This is a genomic window from Gluconobacter oxydans, from assembly GCF_006539685.1.
Lineage (GTDB): Bacteria > Pseudomonadota > Alphaproteobacteria > Acetobacterales > Acetobacteraceae > Gluconobacter > Gluconobacter oxydans.
Map to the genome: position 1 here is coordinate 1 of NZ_BJNM01000035.1, position 15337 is coordinate 15337.

At 60.3% G+C, this 15337-nt stretch carries 12 protein-coding genes; 10 read left to right on the forward strand and 2 right to left on the reverse strand.

The features are described 5' to 3' along the window. Nucleotides 1-103 precede the first annotated feature (103 nt). Together GOX01_RS10965 and zigA are read right to left on the reverse strand one after the other, a co-directional pair. The gene (locus GOX01_RS10965; protein ID WP_011253718.1) at nt 104-1591 is read right to left on the reverse strand and encodes an alpha/beta hydrolase-fold protein; all 1488 of its coding nucleotides are present in this window, start codon (nt 1589-1591) and stop codon (nt 104-106) included. A 114-nt stretch (nt 1592-1705) separates the two neighbouring features. Further along, nucleotides 1706-2908 carry a zinc metallochaperone GTPase ZigA gene (gene zigA, locus GOX01_RS10970; protein ID WP_011253719.1) on the reverse strand — a complete coding sequence of 401 codons (1203 nt, stop codon included), beginning with the start codon at nt 2906-2908 and terminating at the stop codon, nt 1706-1708. 91 nt (nt 2909-2999) lie between these two features. Here zigA and GOX01_RS10975 point away from each other — a divergent pair, with 91 nt between their 5' ends. The 10 genes from GOX01_RS10975 (at nt 3000) to GOX01_RS11020 (ending at nt 14935) form a co-directional block, all read left to right on the forward strand. Next, the gene (locus GOX01_RS10975) at nt 3000-3605 is read left to right on the forward strand and encodes a DUF1826 domain-containing protein (protein ID WP_062269042.1); all 606 of its coding nucleotides are present in this window, start codon (nt 3000-3002) and stop codon (nt 3603-3605) included. A gap of 173 nt (nt 3606-3778) precedes the next feature. After that, the gene (locus GOX01_RS10980) at nt 3779-5383 is read left to right on the forward strand and encodes an FGGY-family carbohydrate kinase (protein ID WP_062269044.1); all 1605 of its coding nucleotides are present in this window, start codon (nt 3779-3781) and stop codon (nt 5381-5383) included. Continuing rightward, nucleotides 5380-7089: a glycerol-3-phosphate dehydrogenase/oxidase gene (locus GOX01_RS10985; RefSeq protein WP_011253722.1), complete on the forward strand. Its 1710-nt coding sequence runs from the start codon at nt 5380-5382 to the stop codon at nt 7087-7089. The genes GOX01_RS10980 and GOX01_RS10985 overlap by 4 nt, the downstream gene beginning before the upstream one ends. Nucleotides 7090-7092: 3 nt before the next feature. After that, nucleotides 7093-8085 carry a beta/alpha barrel domain-containing protein gene (locus GOX01_RS10990; protein ID WP_062269046.1) on the forward strand — a complete coding sequence of 331 codons (993 nt, stop codon included), beginning with the start codon at nt 7093-7095 and terminating at the stop codon, nt 8083-8085. A 120-nt stretch (nt 8086-8205) separates the two neighbouring features. Beyond that, nucleotides 8206-9033: a triose-phosphate isomerase gene (locus GOX01_RS10995; RefSeq protein WP_011253724.1), complete on the forward strand. Its 828-nt coding sequence runs from the start codon at nt 8206-8208 to the stop codon at nt 9031-9033. Between the two features lie 78 nt (nt 9034-9111). Continuing rightward, on the forward strand, nt 9112-9594 hold the full coding sequence (locus tag GOX01_RS11000) for an RpiB/LacA/LacB family sugar-phosphate isomerase (protein WP_011253725.1): 483 nt from the start codon (nt 9112-9114) through the stop codon (nt 9592-9594). Between the two features lie 54 nt (nt 9595-9648). Then, nucleotides 9649-10590 (forward strand): substrate-binding domain-containing protein, encoded by a 942-nt coding sequence (locus tag GOX01_RS11005; protein ID WP_011253726.1) that lies wholly within the window; start codon nt 9649-9651, stop codon nt 10588-10590. 30 nt (nt 10591-10620) lie between these two features. Next, nucleotides 10621-12126: a sugar ABC transporter ATP-binding protein gene (locus GOX01_RS11010; RefSeq protein WP_011253727.1), complete on the forward strand. Its 1506-nt coding sequence runs from the start codon at nt 10621-10623 to the stop codon at nt 12124-12126. Beyond that, nucleotides 12116-13138 (forward strand): ABC transporter permease, encoded by a 1023-nt coding sequence (locus tag GOX01_RS11015; protein WP_011253728.1) that lies wholly within the window; start codon nt 12116-12118, stop codon nt 13136-13138. The genes GOX01_RS11010 and GOX01_RS11015 overlap by 11 nt, the downstream gene beginning before the upstream one ends. Nucleotides 13139-13159: 21 nt before the next feature. Next, the gene (locus GOX01_RS11020; protein WP_011253729.1) at nt 13160-14935 is read left to right on the forward strand and encodes a dihydroxyacetone kinase family protein; all 1776 of its coding nucleotides are present in this window, start codon (nt 13160-13162) and stop codon (nt 14933-14935) included. Nucleotides 14936-15337 lie beyond the last annotated feature (402 nt).

The following is a 15337-nucleotide window of genomic DNA, read 5'->3' on the forward strand; positions in this document are numbered from 1 at the left end:
CCATTTACATCTCTCCTCCGTATTTCAGGATGGGTCCCCAGATTCGATTTGTCGCTACACACGATTGGGGCTCTCTGAATCCCATCCTGCCGTCAGGCCAGAGCTATGCTCTGACCTGATCCAGAAGCCAGTGCCGTGCGGCGGCAATATGGAAGAATTTCCGTGCGGCTCCCATGTGATCCACGCCTTGAAATGTCAGGAAGGTGATGTTGCCGCCTTCTGCAAGATAGCCGTTGATCTGTTTGGTCAAGGCATCTTGCCGATCGACCGGAAAGATCAGCGCGGGGTCCAGATTATGGTCGGGGCGCGTGATTTTCGCTCCTGCCTGTTTCCAGATGGGGAGACATTTCTCATTCCAGGGCGTGGCTTTGTTGTCTTCCGAACCGGTTATGATCAGGAGTTTCTGATTGGCGAGCGTGACAACATCGGATGGACGCTGCTGCCCGGCAATGATCAGTCCGGCCGCGAAAGTCTGGGGATGTTTTGCCATCAGCCAAAGCGAGGTCATGGCCCCCATGGACCAACCCGTGCAATAGACCCTCTTGGGATCAATTTTCAGGACCTTGTCCGATCGGTCTGGCAGGTTGGGGTTGCCGTAGCTCCACGTATTGCTCAGAAGCGATTCAACAAGCCTGTATGTGTTTTCGACGTCAGAAGTGTGCTCCCAGTAATCATTCATGGTCGTACGCTCATAACGCGGCGTGATGACCACACATTCATGCTCATCCTGCACTTCAGGCAGGCTCCAGATACTGGCGATGCACTGTTCGGTCAGCGTCTGCGCACAGGTCCCATCAGGACTGGTTCCCGAATGGGTGACGGCCAGAATCAGCGGGTAGGCGCGGTTTTCGCCGCCCTTTTCCAGGAAGGATTTCGGCAGATAAATGCTGTATTCCAGCCAGGCCGAACGCGTATCGTCCCACCACCAGTGGTTCTGTTCCCACGCATCCACACCCCGGATTGCGACGTTGTTGCCGTGTCGGCCGCTATTGCTCCAGACGGTCTGGCTTGCGGCGTAAGTCACCCCGCCGAGTGTGCGGACACCATGTTTCTGGACCAGACTTACCCGGTCACTGTCCGTGGTGGGAAGGCTGAGGTCCGGGTCGTGGTGGAATTCGCTAATGACAAACCGACCTTCCACGCTCTTGCCGTCGGGACGCAGCGCTGCTTCGCTGTTGGTGTAGATCGCCGAAACGGGGCGAGGGCGGGCAACCGCCGACGTATCATTCTTGTCGGGTTCCTGCGGCATTCCGGCGAAAAAGCCTTTGGCTGCGGGAAAGACAGCAGTGGCATAGCTGTCGGTCGTCAGGCTGGCCGGATCAATGGCGACATCATATTCCGCTGCAATACCGTAGACCTTTTCACCGCCCCCAGTGACTTCGCATAACGCGCAGATGCCCTGAAGTCCCGGAGTTTTCTTGCGATGCGGTCCCGGCCCGTCAAAATCGTCTGGTCCAGCGGACGACGCTGCCATGAAACCATGTCCTCCACCGGCCGCGCGCGCCTGCGATGCTCCCAGTCCGATGGTCGCAGCGGTACTGGCAAGAGCGGCGCCGGCGGTCACGAACTTGCGTCTTGAAACAGCGGTCATGGTTTCTCCTGGAGTTCGGTTTGGCTCTTGATCTGCGTCCAGCATTAATACTGAGATCTTTTGAAGACAAAACTCCTGAAATATTTTCTTACTCAGCCCGCTAAAGACCTTCGATTAGGCCCATTGCGGGAAGGGATCCGCAAGATGGTCGTAATGCCATGGCATGAAGACGTCATCCTGTGAGGGCGGCACAAGACAGTTGTCCAGTGCCGCCCGGATCGCGGTTTCATCCATGCCGGCGCCGATAAAGACGAGTTCCTGCCTGCGATCGCCATAAACATCGTCCCAGTATCCCGCGAGCGTAGCTTTCCAAGCCTCATCGTCCGGCCAGTTCTGATGCGGCACACTGGCCCACCAGCGTCCGGCAGCCTGATGGGGGGCCAGTGCGCCGGCAATACTCAGATCCCCGACCCAGTCCGGCCGGGTTGCGAGCCAGAAATAGCCTTTGACCCGCACAACGCCATGCCAGGATTGCGCGATGAAGTCCGCGAAGGCCTCCGGATTGAAGGGGCGGCGGGCACGATAGACAAAACTGTCGATGCCATATTCTTCGGTTTCAGGGCGGTGTTCTGCATGTCCGTACAGTTCCTGGAACCAGGTGGGATGCTGATGCGCGCGATCAAAATCAAAACGTCCCGTATTCAGGATCTGATCCAGCGCCACCCGGCTCTGGCTCGTTTCGATCAGAACCGCATCGGCGTTCAGGGAGCGGATGATCAGCCGTGCGGCCTCAGCCTGCTCGGGCGTGGCCGTATCAATCTTGTTGAGAATGATGACATCCGCAAACTCGATCTGGTCGACGAACAGATCCACAAGCGCCCGTTCGTCGTCTTCTCCCGCAACTTCACCCCGGTCCCGCAGAAAATCGGTCGAACCATAGTCCCGCAGCAGGTTCACGGCATCCACAACTGTGACCATCGTATCAAGGCGCGCGATATCGCTCAGACTGCGGCCTTCCTTATCGCGGAATTCAAAGGTGGCTGCGACCGGGAGAGGCTCGGCGATGCCGGTTGATTCAATCAGCAGGTAATCAAACCGGCCTTCTGCCGCCAGCCGCGCAACTTCTGTCAGCAGATCATCCCGCAGCGTGCAGCAGATGCAGCCATTAGTCATTTCCACCAGTTTTTCTTCCGTCCGCGAGAGGTTGCTCCCTCCGTTACGGATGAGCTGGGCGTCGATGTTCACATCGCTCATGTCATTGACGATGACGGCCACTCTCAGTCCTTCGCGATTATGCAGGACGTGATTGAGAAGCGTTGTCTTGCCAGCCCCCAGGAAGCCGGAAAGGACAGTCACGGGCAATCGGGTATCCGACATGAAGGGAAGATCCTTGCAGAAAGAAAGAGGTTGATGCGCCCCTATTGATCATTATGTTATAACATAACAATCGCAAGGAAAGCCATCCTTCATGCCTGTATGCCCAACACGCGGCCGTCTGGATCACCTGATGTCCTTCAGGGGCATCCTGTCTCCCCATCGCAGCCTTCAGAGTCACGAGATGGATATCCCGCCATCCCTGCAAGAAGCAGCTGAGGCCTATCTCCAGGAAGAGCCACGCCTGCTCATGGCGAAGGGCACGCTTCCCGAAATCGCGGCCCAGTTTGAAGCCAGAGTTCCTGAACAGGCGCGGCTTCTGGTTCAGGACATGCTGGATCTTGCTGAACTTTACAGCACTGTTTCCGGACATCGGAACCTGCGTGTCCGGTTGGAAAAGATCACTACAGACAGCTGCCGCAAATTCCATGTCGACTGTGTGGATCTGCGTCTGCTGCGAACCTATGTGGGGCCGGGCGTTCAGTGGACAGCCGATCAGGGTCATTCAGTCTGTGAAGCCCCGACGGGCGCTGTCGTTTTCCTGAAGGGAAAGCATTTTCCGGGATGGGAGAGGGCTGAAAAGATCCTTCACCGCTCCCCACCTCTGTCATCCCGTCCGGCCGCGGAGCGGGTCAGGCTTCTTCTCACGATCGATGAGGCAAGCGCCTGCGCTGATGCGAATTTCGACATGGTCGCCTGACACGGCCAGCCTACCCCTCCGAAACAGCGGGCTTTCCAAACGCATCACATTATACGTCACATATATTCGTGTTATATCACAGATAAATGTGTTCTAAATATCATCCATGATGTTATGAGGGCTCATCGTTCTTATTCGCTCGATGAGCTGCCACGCTGTCTGGAGGGTGTTCAATGCGCCAGGATTTCACCATCGGAATCGACAGTGGTTCCACGACGACCAAAGCGGTGGTGTTTTCGCCGACCGGTGCGATCACTGGGACGGGGCGTCGTCGTGTTCCACAGCATATGGACCGGCCGCACCATGTTGAGCGGGATATGCATGAGGCCTGGGAGGCCGTAATCGGTTCGGTTCAGGACGCACTGGCGGATGCAGGGATTGATGGCTCGGCGGTTGCCGCCGTCGGGGTGACCGCACATGGGGACGGTGTTTTTCTACTTGACCGCTCAAGTAATCCACTAGGGCGGGGGATCATGTCGCTCGACAGCCGTGCTACGGCGCTCCATGAGCGCTGGCAGCGCGACGGCCTGTCCGATCTGGTTCTTCCGGTGGCCGGCCAGCGTCCTTATGCCTATTCGGCCAACACGCTTCTGGCCTGGATCCGGGAAAACGAACCGGAGCGTTATGCAGCGATCGGGTCCGTCATCTTTGCCAAGGACTGGATCCGGTACTGTCTGACGGGCGAGATTGCGACGGATCTGACGGAAGCCAGCACGTCTTTCACGGATCTGCATACACAGAATTACAGCGATGAACTGCTGGAAATCCTGGGATTGCAGGGCATTCGAAAGGCGCTGCCGGAGATGCGGCTGTCCTGTGAAAGCGGTGGTGTCCTGACGCCTGAGGCTGCTTCCCGGACCGGTCTGAGGGCTGGAACTCCTGTTTCGGTCGGGTTGCATGACGTCACGGCCGCTGCGGTCGGGGTGGGTCATACGCAGGGCGGGGATCTTTCGATTACGGCGGGTACGTTCTCGATCAATGAAGTGTTCCGGGACCGGCCGGTCGTCGGGGAGGGCTGGGCCTGTCGTGCCGGATATCGGCGTGGCCTATGGAACTGCATGGCCATTTCGCCAGCATCTTCCAGCAATCTTGACTGGCTGGCCAGGCTTCTGAAGCCCGACGAACAGGACGCGGCCCGGCAGCTCTCGGCGGAAATGGAAAGCCGCCTGTCAAAGCGGGGCGGACGTCATCAGGTGCCGCTGTACCATCCGTTCCTGTTCGGCTCGCCCTATGAAGCGCCAGCCAGTGCTTCGCTATTCGGAGTTCAGTCCTGGCACGACCGGGCGGACCTGTTCCAGGCCATGGTGGAAGGGACGATCTTCAATCATCGCGAGCATGTCGATGCTCTGCGTCAGACAGGTCCAGTCCGGAGGATTGGCGTGTCTGGCGGTGGGAGTGGCCAGCCGGTGATTGCACAGATGTTTGCCGATATTCTGGGAGCAGACGTGGAAATACCCGAAGTGCGTGAAGCAGGCGCGCTGGGGGCTGCTCTGACAGCCAGCGTCTCCATCGGACGATACGCCGATCTGGAAGAAGCCGTATTTTCCCAGATCATTCCGATGCAGACCTATAGGCCCCAGACCGAACGGCGTCGCATCTATGAAGGCATTTACCGGCGTTATGTCGCTCTGACCCAGGCCATGCGGCCTTTCTGGTCGGATCTTTATGATGGTGGCCCGGCACAGGCAGACCCCGTTGCTGAGCCTGCCAGCGTGGAGACGGGCGCTGTCCTGAACTATGCCGCAATGGGCTTCATGCCGCAGGAGGCCAGGCCATGAAGGGGCTCGCCGCCATACCTGACAACGCTACGTTCGACGTTGCGATCATCGGCGCCGGGATCAATGGGGCTGGCCTGTTCCGGGAACTGTCCCTTCAGGGCCTGCGTGTCCTTCTGGTGGACCGGAGTGACTTCTGCTCCGGTGCGTCATGCGCGCCATCACGTCTGATCCACGGGGGCATCAAATACCTCGAAACCGGCGAATTCCGGCTCGTGGCGCAGTCCACGCTGGAACGGAACCTGCTGCTGCGTAACGCGCCGCATGTGGTCAAGCCTCTGCCGACCGTCCTGCCGATCCGTTCCTGGTTTGGCGGCATCGTGCCGTCGTTCCGGAAGTTTCTGAGGCTGGGCGGCAAAATGACGGATCGCGGGGCGCTCGTTCTGGAAGCCGGGTTGCAGATTTACGATTTCCTCGGGCGCCGTGCCCGGGTCATGCCGCGTCACAGCCTGTTCCTCAAGAGCCAGACACGGCAGGAATGGCCGCATATAGCGGCGGATGTCATGGCGACGGCCCAATATTATGACGCCGCCATCACCCAGCCGGAACGTCTCGGTTATGAATGTGTGCGCGACGGCATGGATGTCGGGACGGACTGCGCGGTTTCGACCTACACGGTGCCGGTGTCTTTTGCAGATGGGGTTCTGGAACTGCGGGACGAAAAAAGCGGCGAGACGCGCCATGTCCGTCCGCGGCTCATCGTCAATGCAGGCGGAGCATGGATCGACCGGATCAATGCCGATCTGGGTCACCAAACCCGTTATATTGGCGGAACGAAAGGCAGCCATCTGCTTCTGCGACATGAGGGGCTTCTGCAGGAACTGCGTGGCCGCATGATGTATTTCGGAACACCCGACGGACGCATCTGCCTGGCTTATCCGTTCTATGGTCATGTACTCGTCGGCTCGACCGATCTGCGGATTGATGATCCTGACACCGCCGTCTGCACCGATGAAGAACAGGATTACATGCTGCGTATGCTCGGCGGCCTGTTCCCGGGCTTCCGGTTTGGCGCGGAGGATGTGATTTACCGCTACAGCGGTGTGCGCCCGCTGCCTGCGACCAATGCAGCCGATCCGGGAGCCATCAGCCGCGATCATATCATCCATGAAGACGTTCTGGACGGCATACCGCTCCTGTCGCTGGTTGGCGGGAAATGGACGACGTTTCGTGGGCTGGCGGAAGAAACGGCAGACAGGGTGCTGGAAATGCTGGGAGCGGAACGGCACCTGTCCACCCGGGACTTCCCGATCGGTGGCGGCCGCGACTATCCCCCGCCGGAACGGTATTCCGCCTATCTGGACGAGTTCTTCGTCACGCACGGCCTGCCGAAAGCGCGGGCAGCCCTGCTTCTGGAGCGTTATGGATCGCGGGCCCGGGCGTTCGCCGTGTTCTGTCAGGAAAAGCCGGATGCGCCGCTGCGCAGTCTGCCGTCCTACACGCGGCGTGAACTGGCCTTCATCGCCACCGATGAACTGGTGCGGACGCTGTCAGATGTCCTGTTCCGCCGGACGCCGATTGCGCTGAGCGGCCTTCTGACGCCGGACGTCGTCCGCGAAGCCGGGGCCATCGTGGGGGAAGCCCTTGAGTGGAGCGCTCAGGAAACAGAGCAGCAGTGTCTGCTGACCTGGCGGGAAGGGAAGGAGCGCCATCAGTTGAAAGGTGAGCTTCCTGCCGCATCGTTTTCACATACAGCCCTGAGGGCATGAACCATGAACCGTTACGAAGAAAAGATTGCCCGCATGGTAGCGGGTCAGGACAGCCGGACCGATTTCATCCTCGCGGATGCCAAGGATTCCGATATGGCGGCCGGAATCAGCGCCACGGGCCTGCATCGTCATCCGGTCTCCATGCAGGAAAAGCGCTCGCGCTTCCGCACCCGGCGCGAATATGTCGATGTGATCAGAACGATCCTTGATCAGGATGTCGTGGACATCATGCTGACTTCGGCTTCGATCCTGGAGACCCTGCTTCAGGAAGATGCCTTCGCCGGAACGCGCATCCAGTCGGCCATCCGCGCCAATGACACCACGGATCTGTGGCGAGGCCGGGGAAGCAGCTATCAGAGCCAGAAATCGGTTCCGTTCCGTTCGGCATCGCTGATGAAGGCGCAGACCAATCTCGGCCTGTATTCCATGACCTTCAATGGCGATGCCGAGCAGGACAGTCTGGCACTGGAAGAATTCGCCCGGTTTCGGGAAGAAGCGGCGGAGCGGCGTTTTTCGTATTTCCTGGAAGTGTTCAATCCCAATGAAGGGCGCATTTCCCGGGCGGATCACGGTTTCTTCCTCAATGACATGATTGTCCGCTGTCTGGCCGGTCTGCGGCGCGAAGAGCGGCCGGTTTTCCTCAAGGTGCCGTTCAATGACGCAGAGGCGCTGACGGAGCTCTGCGAGTTCGATCCATCAGTGATCGTCGGCATCATGGGCGGCGGAAGCGGCACGACCCGCGATTGTCTGGAACTCCTGCATCAGGCCCAGTGCTGCGGCGCCCGTGCTGCCCTGTTCGGTCGCAAGATCGTGGACGCAGACGATCCCGTCCTGCTGATCGAAGTCATGCGCAGTGTCACGGATGGCGCGCTCTCGCCCATGGAAGCCACCCATCTCTATCATGAGAAAATGGGCAAACGCGGACTGGTCGCCGGGCGCGATCTGGAGATCGACAGTGTGGTGACGGAAACTGTCCTGCTGGAGCGGGCGGCGTGACGTTTGCGTGAAGGGTGGGGAACCTTTCAGATGTATCGTTATTTTTGATGATAATAACGGTTTTAGTGTTATTGTTTAGCGCTAAAGTGGTTTAGATATCATTGGGCTGGGAGAATCGTCATGAGCATTCAGCCAGTTGGTCAGTCTTTCGGGAGGTTGGTTGTGGATCAGAAGAACGTCTGGATCGGGACGAGCTGGAAGATGAACAAGGGACCGTCCGAAGCGATTGCGGCGGCGCGGGCGCTTGAATCCTTCCAGCCGCCGGAAGGGATCCGGTCGTTCGTGATCCCGTCTTTCACGTCGCTGCGGGATGTGTGCTCGGTGCTGGAAGACAGCGCGCTTCTGGTTGGCGCGCAGAACATGCACTGGGAGGACAGCGGCGCCTGGACCGGGGAGGTTTCCGCGCCGATGATTGCCGAGTGCGGAGCGTCCATCGTGGAAATCGGCCATTCGGAGCGCCGACAGCATTTCGGCGAGACGGACTGGACGGTGAACCTAAAGGTCCAGGCCGCGCTGCGGCACGGTCTGCGTCCGCTGATCTGCATTGGCGATACGTCGGATGAATTCGAGTTCGGGGTTTCGCAGGAAACGCTGGCACGTCAGGTGAAAATTGCGCTGCATGGGGTGTCCAGAAAGGATCTGGGGCAGGTCATGGTTGCGTATGAGCCGGTCTGGGCCATCGGATCAGCGGGACGTCCGGCCGAGGCGTCGTTCGTGTCCGGGATCCATACCAGATTGCGTGCTGTCGTGCGTGAACTGGCGGGGGACAGTGGCGTGCGGATTCCGCTGCTTTATGGCGGCAGCGTCTCGCAGGCCAATATCCGCGATTACGTCGCATTGCCGGATGTGGACGGTGTGTTTGTCGGGCGTGCGGCCTGGGAGCCTGCGGATTTCATGAGGCTGGTGGAAAGTGTGAGCGGGGTTGTGTCCCGAAAAATTGCCGCGTGATGACGGTCATCACGGGATCACGTCCTGTTTCCGGCAGCGGAACAGTCTGACTGAACGTCAAAGAAACGGAGAACAGTCATGCGTATTGCTATTGGTGGAGACAGTGCAGGCGAAGGCCTGGCACGGCTTCTGGTGGAACATCTCTCGACACTGGGGCGGCATGTCGTCGTTGACATGTCCCATCCCGAAGACGAGCGGGCTGAACTGTATTCGGAACTGAGCGAGCGCGTGGCGCTGGCCGTTCTGCATGGAGAATTCGACCGGGGTATCCTGTGCTGCGGGACGGGGATCGGGGTGTGCATTTCCGCCAACAAGATCCCGGGTATCCGGGCCGCGCTGACCCACGACACATATTCCGCGGAGCGTGCGGCGCTGTCGAACAACGCGCATATCATCACGATGGGATCGCGCGTCATCGGGTCGGAAGTGGCGAAATCAATTGCCGAAGCCTGGCTGGCCTGCACGTTTGATCCGCGCAGTGCCTCGGCACGGAATGTGGCTGGCATTGATGCGCTCGGAAAGAAATACCGCCAGCAGGCTCCTGTCGGCGCAAGTTGCTGAAGTAAAACTCCCGGTCCGGAACTGATCCGGCTGGTTCTTTGAAAGAATACACTTATGAAAACGGCATTTGCTTTTGCCGCAATGCTGACGGCTGCGCCATTTCTGGCGCCGCTTGCAGCAGGTCAGGCTCATGCAGCGGATAACAGCGCACCCCTGCGCTTCGTGCTGATCCCCAAGACCGTGCATCCCTGGTTCGACAAGGCGAATAACGGAGCACAGGCGGCTGCGACGATGATCTCGCAGGCGACGGGGCGGAAGGTCGAGATCGAATACCGCGCGCCACAGACGGCAGATGTGTCATCCCAGAACGACATTATCGAGCGGGCGATTGCGACCCATCCGGACGGGCTGATCCTCGATCTGCTGGACGAGAAGGGCAACCGCGCGACCATGGACGAGGCCGTGGACGAGAAGATCCCCATGACGGTGTTTGATTCCCTGCCGCCCGAAGGCATGGACATCACCGCCGTGGGCGCGGATTTCTGCGAGCAGGGCACGATGGCGGCCGAGCGGCTGGCGAACCTGGTCGGAAAGAAGGGCGAAGTGGCGATCATGATGGGGGTGCCGACGGCACCGAACCACACGCTGCGGGCCGAGTGCGAAAAGAAGGTCTTTGCCAAATACCCGGACATGAAAGTCGTGGCGACGGGTGTGGACAATGACAGCATCGAGACCGCCCAGAAGCAGGCCTCTGCCATCATGCAGGCACATCCGGATCTGGTCGGATGGGTCGAGTGCGATGCCTCCGGTCCGGTGGGCGTTGGGCAGGCCATTCGCGAGAGCGGCAAGACGGGCAAGGTCAAGGAAGTGGGGCTCGATAACCTCAACGACATGATCCAGCTCATCAAGGATGGCGTTGCTGAGTCCTCTGCGTCGAGCCGGCCGGAAATGCAGGGTTACTGGGCCGTCGTGTCTGCCTGGCAGCGGGCGATGGGGCAGAAGACGCCCAAATACATCGATACCGGCATCGATCTTCTGACGAGCAAGAACCTCTGACGCAGCAGGACAGGAAGGGGAGTGACGGTCATGACAGTTCTTCAGATTGAAGGCGTCCGGAAGACCTATCCTGGCGTGGTGGCGCTCGATCATGTCGATCTGACGCTGGAGCCCGGGAAGATCCATATTCTTGCAGGGGAGAACGGCGCCGGCAAATCCACGCTCATCAAGACGCTGACCGGGCTGGTCGTGCCGGATGAGGGAACCGTCTTGATCGAAGGACAGGATGCGCTGCATGACCGGACACTGTTCGAGAAGGTCGCCTATGTCCCGCAGGAGCTGAACCTGTTCGGGCCGATGACCGTAGCCGAGAACATGTTCATGCCGTTCAACCGTTCCGGGTTCGGGCATCTGACGGTGTCGCGCGGGGCTATGGAGAAGGCGGCGGCGGAACTGATCGAGCGGTTCGGCATTCATGCGAAGCCGGGGCAGCTCGTGAACCGCATCAGCGTACCGGATCAGCAGCTCCTTCAGATTGCGCGCGCGGCATGCCGTGAAGAATTCAAGGTTCTGATCCTGGACGAGCCGACCTCGTCACTGACAGCCAATGAGACGGAGCATCTGTTCCGCATCATTCACCGGCTGCGCGACGAGGGCTGCGCGATCGTGTTCGTATCGCACAAGATGGAAGAAATCTTTGCGCTCGGAGACACGGTGACGGTGCTGCGCAATGGTCGCAGCGTGGGCACCTATCCGATGGCGGAGATGACGGAGGGGCACCTGATCCGGCTGATGTCGGGCAGTTCGGTCTCGCTTGAGGAGAAGTTCCAGCCACGCATGGCTGCGTCTGAAACTGACGTCATATTGAGCGTTAAAGATATGTCCGGGCCGGGGTTCTCGGATGCGTCTTTTGTCCTGCGGCGTGGAGAAATCCTGGGCTTTGCTGGACTTGTGGGCGCGGGACGCTCGGAGCTGATGCAGACGATCTTCGGATATCTGCGGGCAACAGGAGGGCACGCCTTCCTCGAAGGCGAGGAAATCCCGAAAGGCCGTACCGATCGGGCCGTGGCTCTGGGCATGGTTTACCTGTCCGAGGAGCGCAAGCATCACGGCATTTTCCCGCTTCTGAGTGTGCGGGAAAATATCAGTCTCTCGGTTCTGGATCGCATGAAGTGCGGCGGGATCATTTCCCCGGCGCGTGAGAATGAGGTCGTGGCCGAAACGATCCGCCAGTTCGACGTGCGCACGTCCTCGGCTGGCAAGAAGATCGCACATCTGTCTGGCGGAAACCAGCAGAAGGCAATCATCGGCCGGGCGATGGCGCGGCGGCCGCGTGTGCTGATTTTCGACGAGCCGACCAAGGGTATCGATATCGGCACGAAGTTCCAGATCTACCGCATCATGCAGCAGCTCGCGGAAGAGGGCGTGGGGATCATTCTCGTCTCGTCCGAAATGACCGAGCTCCAGCGCTGCGCTTCGCGGATCATCACCATGTATTCCGGCCGGATCACGGGGTCGTTCGATCAGGCCACTACTGACGTCAACACACTTGTCGGCGCGATCATCGGCGCCCCGGAGAACCGTCATGTCGCTTGAAACCACTGTTCCGGCAACGCCCTCACAGCAGCCGCCGAAGGCCCCCCCACTCAAGGCGCTCGTCTCCCGTCTGGCAGGAAATCCGCTGGGGGGCGTCATTGCGGCGCTGGTCATCATATTCGGGGCGTCCTGTGCGCTTTCACCGCATTTTCTGACGACCTTCAACATGGTCATCATTGCCCGGGCGCTGGCCTTTATCGGGCTGGTCACCATCGGCCAGTCCATCCTGATGATCCTCGGCGAGCTTGATCTGTCCGTCGGTGCGATTGGCGGGCTTGCGGGTGTGGTGGGTGGCATCCTGATGGTGCAGCTCGGACTCAATCCCTGGCTGTCGCTGGGGCTGTGCCTGCTGATGGGTGGAGCATGCGGCCTGCTGAACGGGGCGCTGATCACGCAGCTCCGTCTCCACTCGCTGGTGCTGACGATCGGCATGGCCGGCGTATATGGCGGTGCCAACCTCGTTGCGACCAAGGGTGTTGCGATCACGGGTGTGCCGCGGGACATCACGTTCCTTGGCCGTGGGCTCGTGATGGGCGTGCCGGTGCCGTTCCTGGTGCTGCTGGTCTGTCTGGCGATCGTGGCATTCGTCATGCTGCGCACACCGGTCGGGCGTTATATCTACGCCATCGGCAGCAATCCTGATGCGGCGCGGATGCTGGGCATCCGGGTCAATGCGATCCGCATGGGGGCGTTCGCGCTGGCCGGGTTCCTTTCGGCGCTGGCAGGCATCCTGATGGTGGCGCGTCTGGGCACGGCCCAGCCTTCCATCGGTGACACCTGGGTGCTCGGACCGATTGCCGCTGCTGTCATTGGTGGCGTGGCGACGACGGGTGGCATTGGCAGCCCGATCGGGGCGGTTCTGGGCGCCGTCATCATCGGCATCATCGAAGACATCATCGTTCTGTTTGGCATCTCGCCGTACTGGCAGTCGGTCGTCAGTGGAGGGATCGTCGTGCTGGCGATTTCCTTCGATGCGCTGGCCCGCCGCTACCTCAACCGTGATGCCGTCTGAAATCTGACAGGGAGACGTTCCATGACCAAGATCTGCGGTGACGCATCGACTTTCGCGGCGTCCGCCCTTCGGGGGTTCAGCCTTCTTCATCCCGATCTCGTGCGATATGTGCGCGGCGGTGTGCTTCGGGCAACCCCGGGCCGTCGCGGCAAGGTGGCTGTTGTGCTGGGCGGTGGCTCGGGACATTATCCGGCCTTTGCGGGCTATGTCGGTCCGGGCTTCGGCGATGCGGCAGTGGCGGGGGATATCTTCGCCTCGCCCTCCACGCAGGCCATCAAGAGCATTGCTCGCCAGGCCGATCTGGACGGCGGGATCATTCTCGGTTACGGCAACTATGCCGGGGACGTGCTCAATTTCGGGATCGCAGCGGACCGCCTGCGCGAAGAGGGCTATGACGTCCGTGTTCTGGCGACGGCAGATGATGTGGCCAGCTCGGATGCCTCTACACGGGAGAAGCGGCGCGGAATTGCCGGGGATCTGGTGATTTTCCGGATCGTGGGCGCTGCAGCCGAGGCGGGGCTGACGCTCGACGAAGTCGAGGAAGTCGCGCAGCGGGTGAACCGTCAGACCTGCACGTTCGGCGTGGCGTTCGATGGCTGCACGCTGCCGGGCGAGAAGGAAAAGTTGTTCGAAGTTCCGAAGAACCGCATGGCGCTCGGGTTAGGGGTGCATGGCGAGCCCGGCATTGACGAGCAGGATGTTCCGGACCCGGAGCATCTGGCGCAGATCCTGTTCGACCGTCTGCTGGCAGAGCTTCCGGAAGGGGCGTCGCGCCGGGTAGCCGTCCTGCTGAACGGTCTGGGCAGCACCAAGCAGGAAGAGCTGTTCGTCCTGTGGGACCGGCTGGTGCCAATGTTCGAAAAGGCAGGTCTGACGCTCGTGGCGCCGCTGGTGGGTGAGTACGTTACGAGCCTTGATATGGCGGGCTGCTCGCTAACGCTGACCTGGCTCGATGAGGATCTGGAGCGGTACTGGCGATCCCCTGTGGAATCTGCAGCGCTGAGCCATGGGCAGCTGAGCGGGGACGGAATCACGCGGCTTGAAGTCCCTGAGGAAACCGAGATCCTGTACATGCGCTCCGGAACGGCGCAGGGGCGTCGTGGCGGAACCTGTGTGGCCGCTGTCATGGATCATCTGGCCCGGACACTGGCGGAAGCGGAGTCCGACCTGGGGCATATCGATGCTGTGGTTGGGGACGGGGACCATGGACAGGGCATGGCTCGCGGCTCGGCGGCAGCAGCGAAGGTAGCGCGGGCTGCGGCGGATGCCGGCGCTGGGCCAGCGACGGTTCTGGCCTCGGCGGCGGACGCCTGGGCGGACAGGGCCGGGGGAACATCCGGGGCGCTCTGGGGCGAGGGGCTGCGGGCCTTCAGTCTGGCGTTCGATGACAACAGCCTGCCCGATGCACAGCAGCTTTCAGGCGGTGCACGGAACAGCATGGAACGCATCATGGAGCTTGGCCGGGCAAAACCCGGCGACAAGACACTGGTAGATGCGCTGGTGCCGTTTGTTGAAACGCTGGAGAAGGCTCTGGCCGCGGGGCATGGGCTTGTGGAAGCCTGGCAGATGGGGGCGCAGGCGTCTCATGAAGCAGCGCAGGCCACGCGTGATCTTCTACCCCGGATGGGACGTGCGAAAATGCATGGTGAGCGTAGCAAGGGCCACCCGGATGCAGGTGCGCTCTCGCTGGCACTGTGTGCGCGGATCGTGGGGGAAGATCTGGGCAGGGGCCTGGCCTCTCCGGGCGGAGAAGGCGATCAGACAGAGGCGGTTCGTCTGGTGAAAGCCGGCCGGTAATCTATCGCCCGTCCTGAGAAAGGACGGGCTATAAAGATGAGATGAATGCAAATAGCCTTAGCCTCCGTAACCGCTTGGCGAGAGTCTAGAAACGCTTTCTGTCTGGGCCGGCCGGCGGTAATTCCGGGAAGAGAAGGGCTCTCTAGACTGCTCCTCCAGTGTCTCTAGACGCGCTTTAATGAAGATGCATCGGCATAAATTCAGGGTCTTGGCCACCTCGCACGCGCTCACAATCATAGACAGTGTAGATTCCGTCTCCGGAGGCTGAATACGGTCCCATGTTAGAGAGGCCAGTTCATTCTGTCTTGTCTCTGTAAGGAGACCAAGCCAAAGCAGGTCAAAGGTTGCGGCTACATAACTCCACCGACTGTGCGCTTCAGGCCGTGCATATCCTCATCCTTC

Excerpts from the sequence above, each read along its gene's own strand:
- GOX01_RS11005 (WP_011253726.1), top strand. The coding sequence starts at position 9,649 with ATGAAAACGGCATTTGCTTTTGCCGCAATGCTGACGGCTGCGCCATTT.
- GOX01_RS10980 (WP_062269044.1), top strand. The coding sequence starts at position 3,779 with ATGCGCCAGGATTTCACCATCGGAATCGACAGTGGTTCCACGACGACC.
- zigA (WP_011253719.1), bottom strand. The coding sequence starts at position 2,908 with ATGTCGGATACCCGATTGCCCGTGACTGTCCTTTCCGGCTTCCTGGGG.
- GOX01_RS10995 (WP_011253724.1), top strand. The coding sequence starts at position 8,206 with ATGAGCATTCAGCCAGTTGGTCAGTCTTTCGGGAGGTTGGTTGTGGAT.
- GOX01_RS11015 (WP_011253728.1), top strand. The coding sequence starts at position 12,116 with ATGTCGCTTGAAACCACTGTTCCGGCAACGCCCTCACAGCAGCCGCCG.
- GOX01_RS11000 (WP_011253725.1), top strand. The coding sequence starts at position 9,112 with ATGCGTATTGCTATTGGTGGAGACAGTGCAGGCGAAGGCCTGGCACGG.
- GOX01_RS10985 (WP_011253722.1), top strand. The coding sequence starts at position 5,380 with ATGAAGGGGCTCGCCGCCATACCTGACAACGCTACGTTCGACGTTGCG.
- GOX01_RS10975 (WP_062269042.1), top strand. The coding sequence starts at position 3,000 with ATGCCTGTATGCCCAACACGCGGCCGTCTGGATCACCTGATGTCCTTC.
- GOX01_RS11010 (WP_011253727.1), top strand. The coding sequence starts at position 10,621 with ATGACAGTTCTTCAGATTGAAGGCGTCCGGAAGACCTATCCTGGCGTG.
- GOX01_RS10990 (WP_062269046.1), top strand. The coding sequence starts at position 7,093 with ATGAACCGTTACGAAGAAAAGATTGCCCGCATGGTAGCGGGTCAGGAC.
- GOX01_RS10965 (WP_011253718.1), bottom strand. The coding sequence starts at position 1,591 with ATGACCGCTGTTTCAAGACGCAAGTTCGTGACCGCCGGCGCCGCTCTT.
- GOX01_RS11020 (WP_011253729.1), top strand. The coding sequence starts at position 13,160 with ATGACCAAGATCTGCGGTGACGCATCGACTTTCGCGGCGTCCGCCCTT.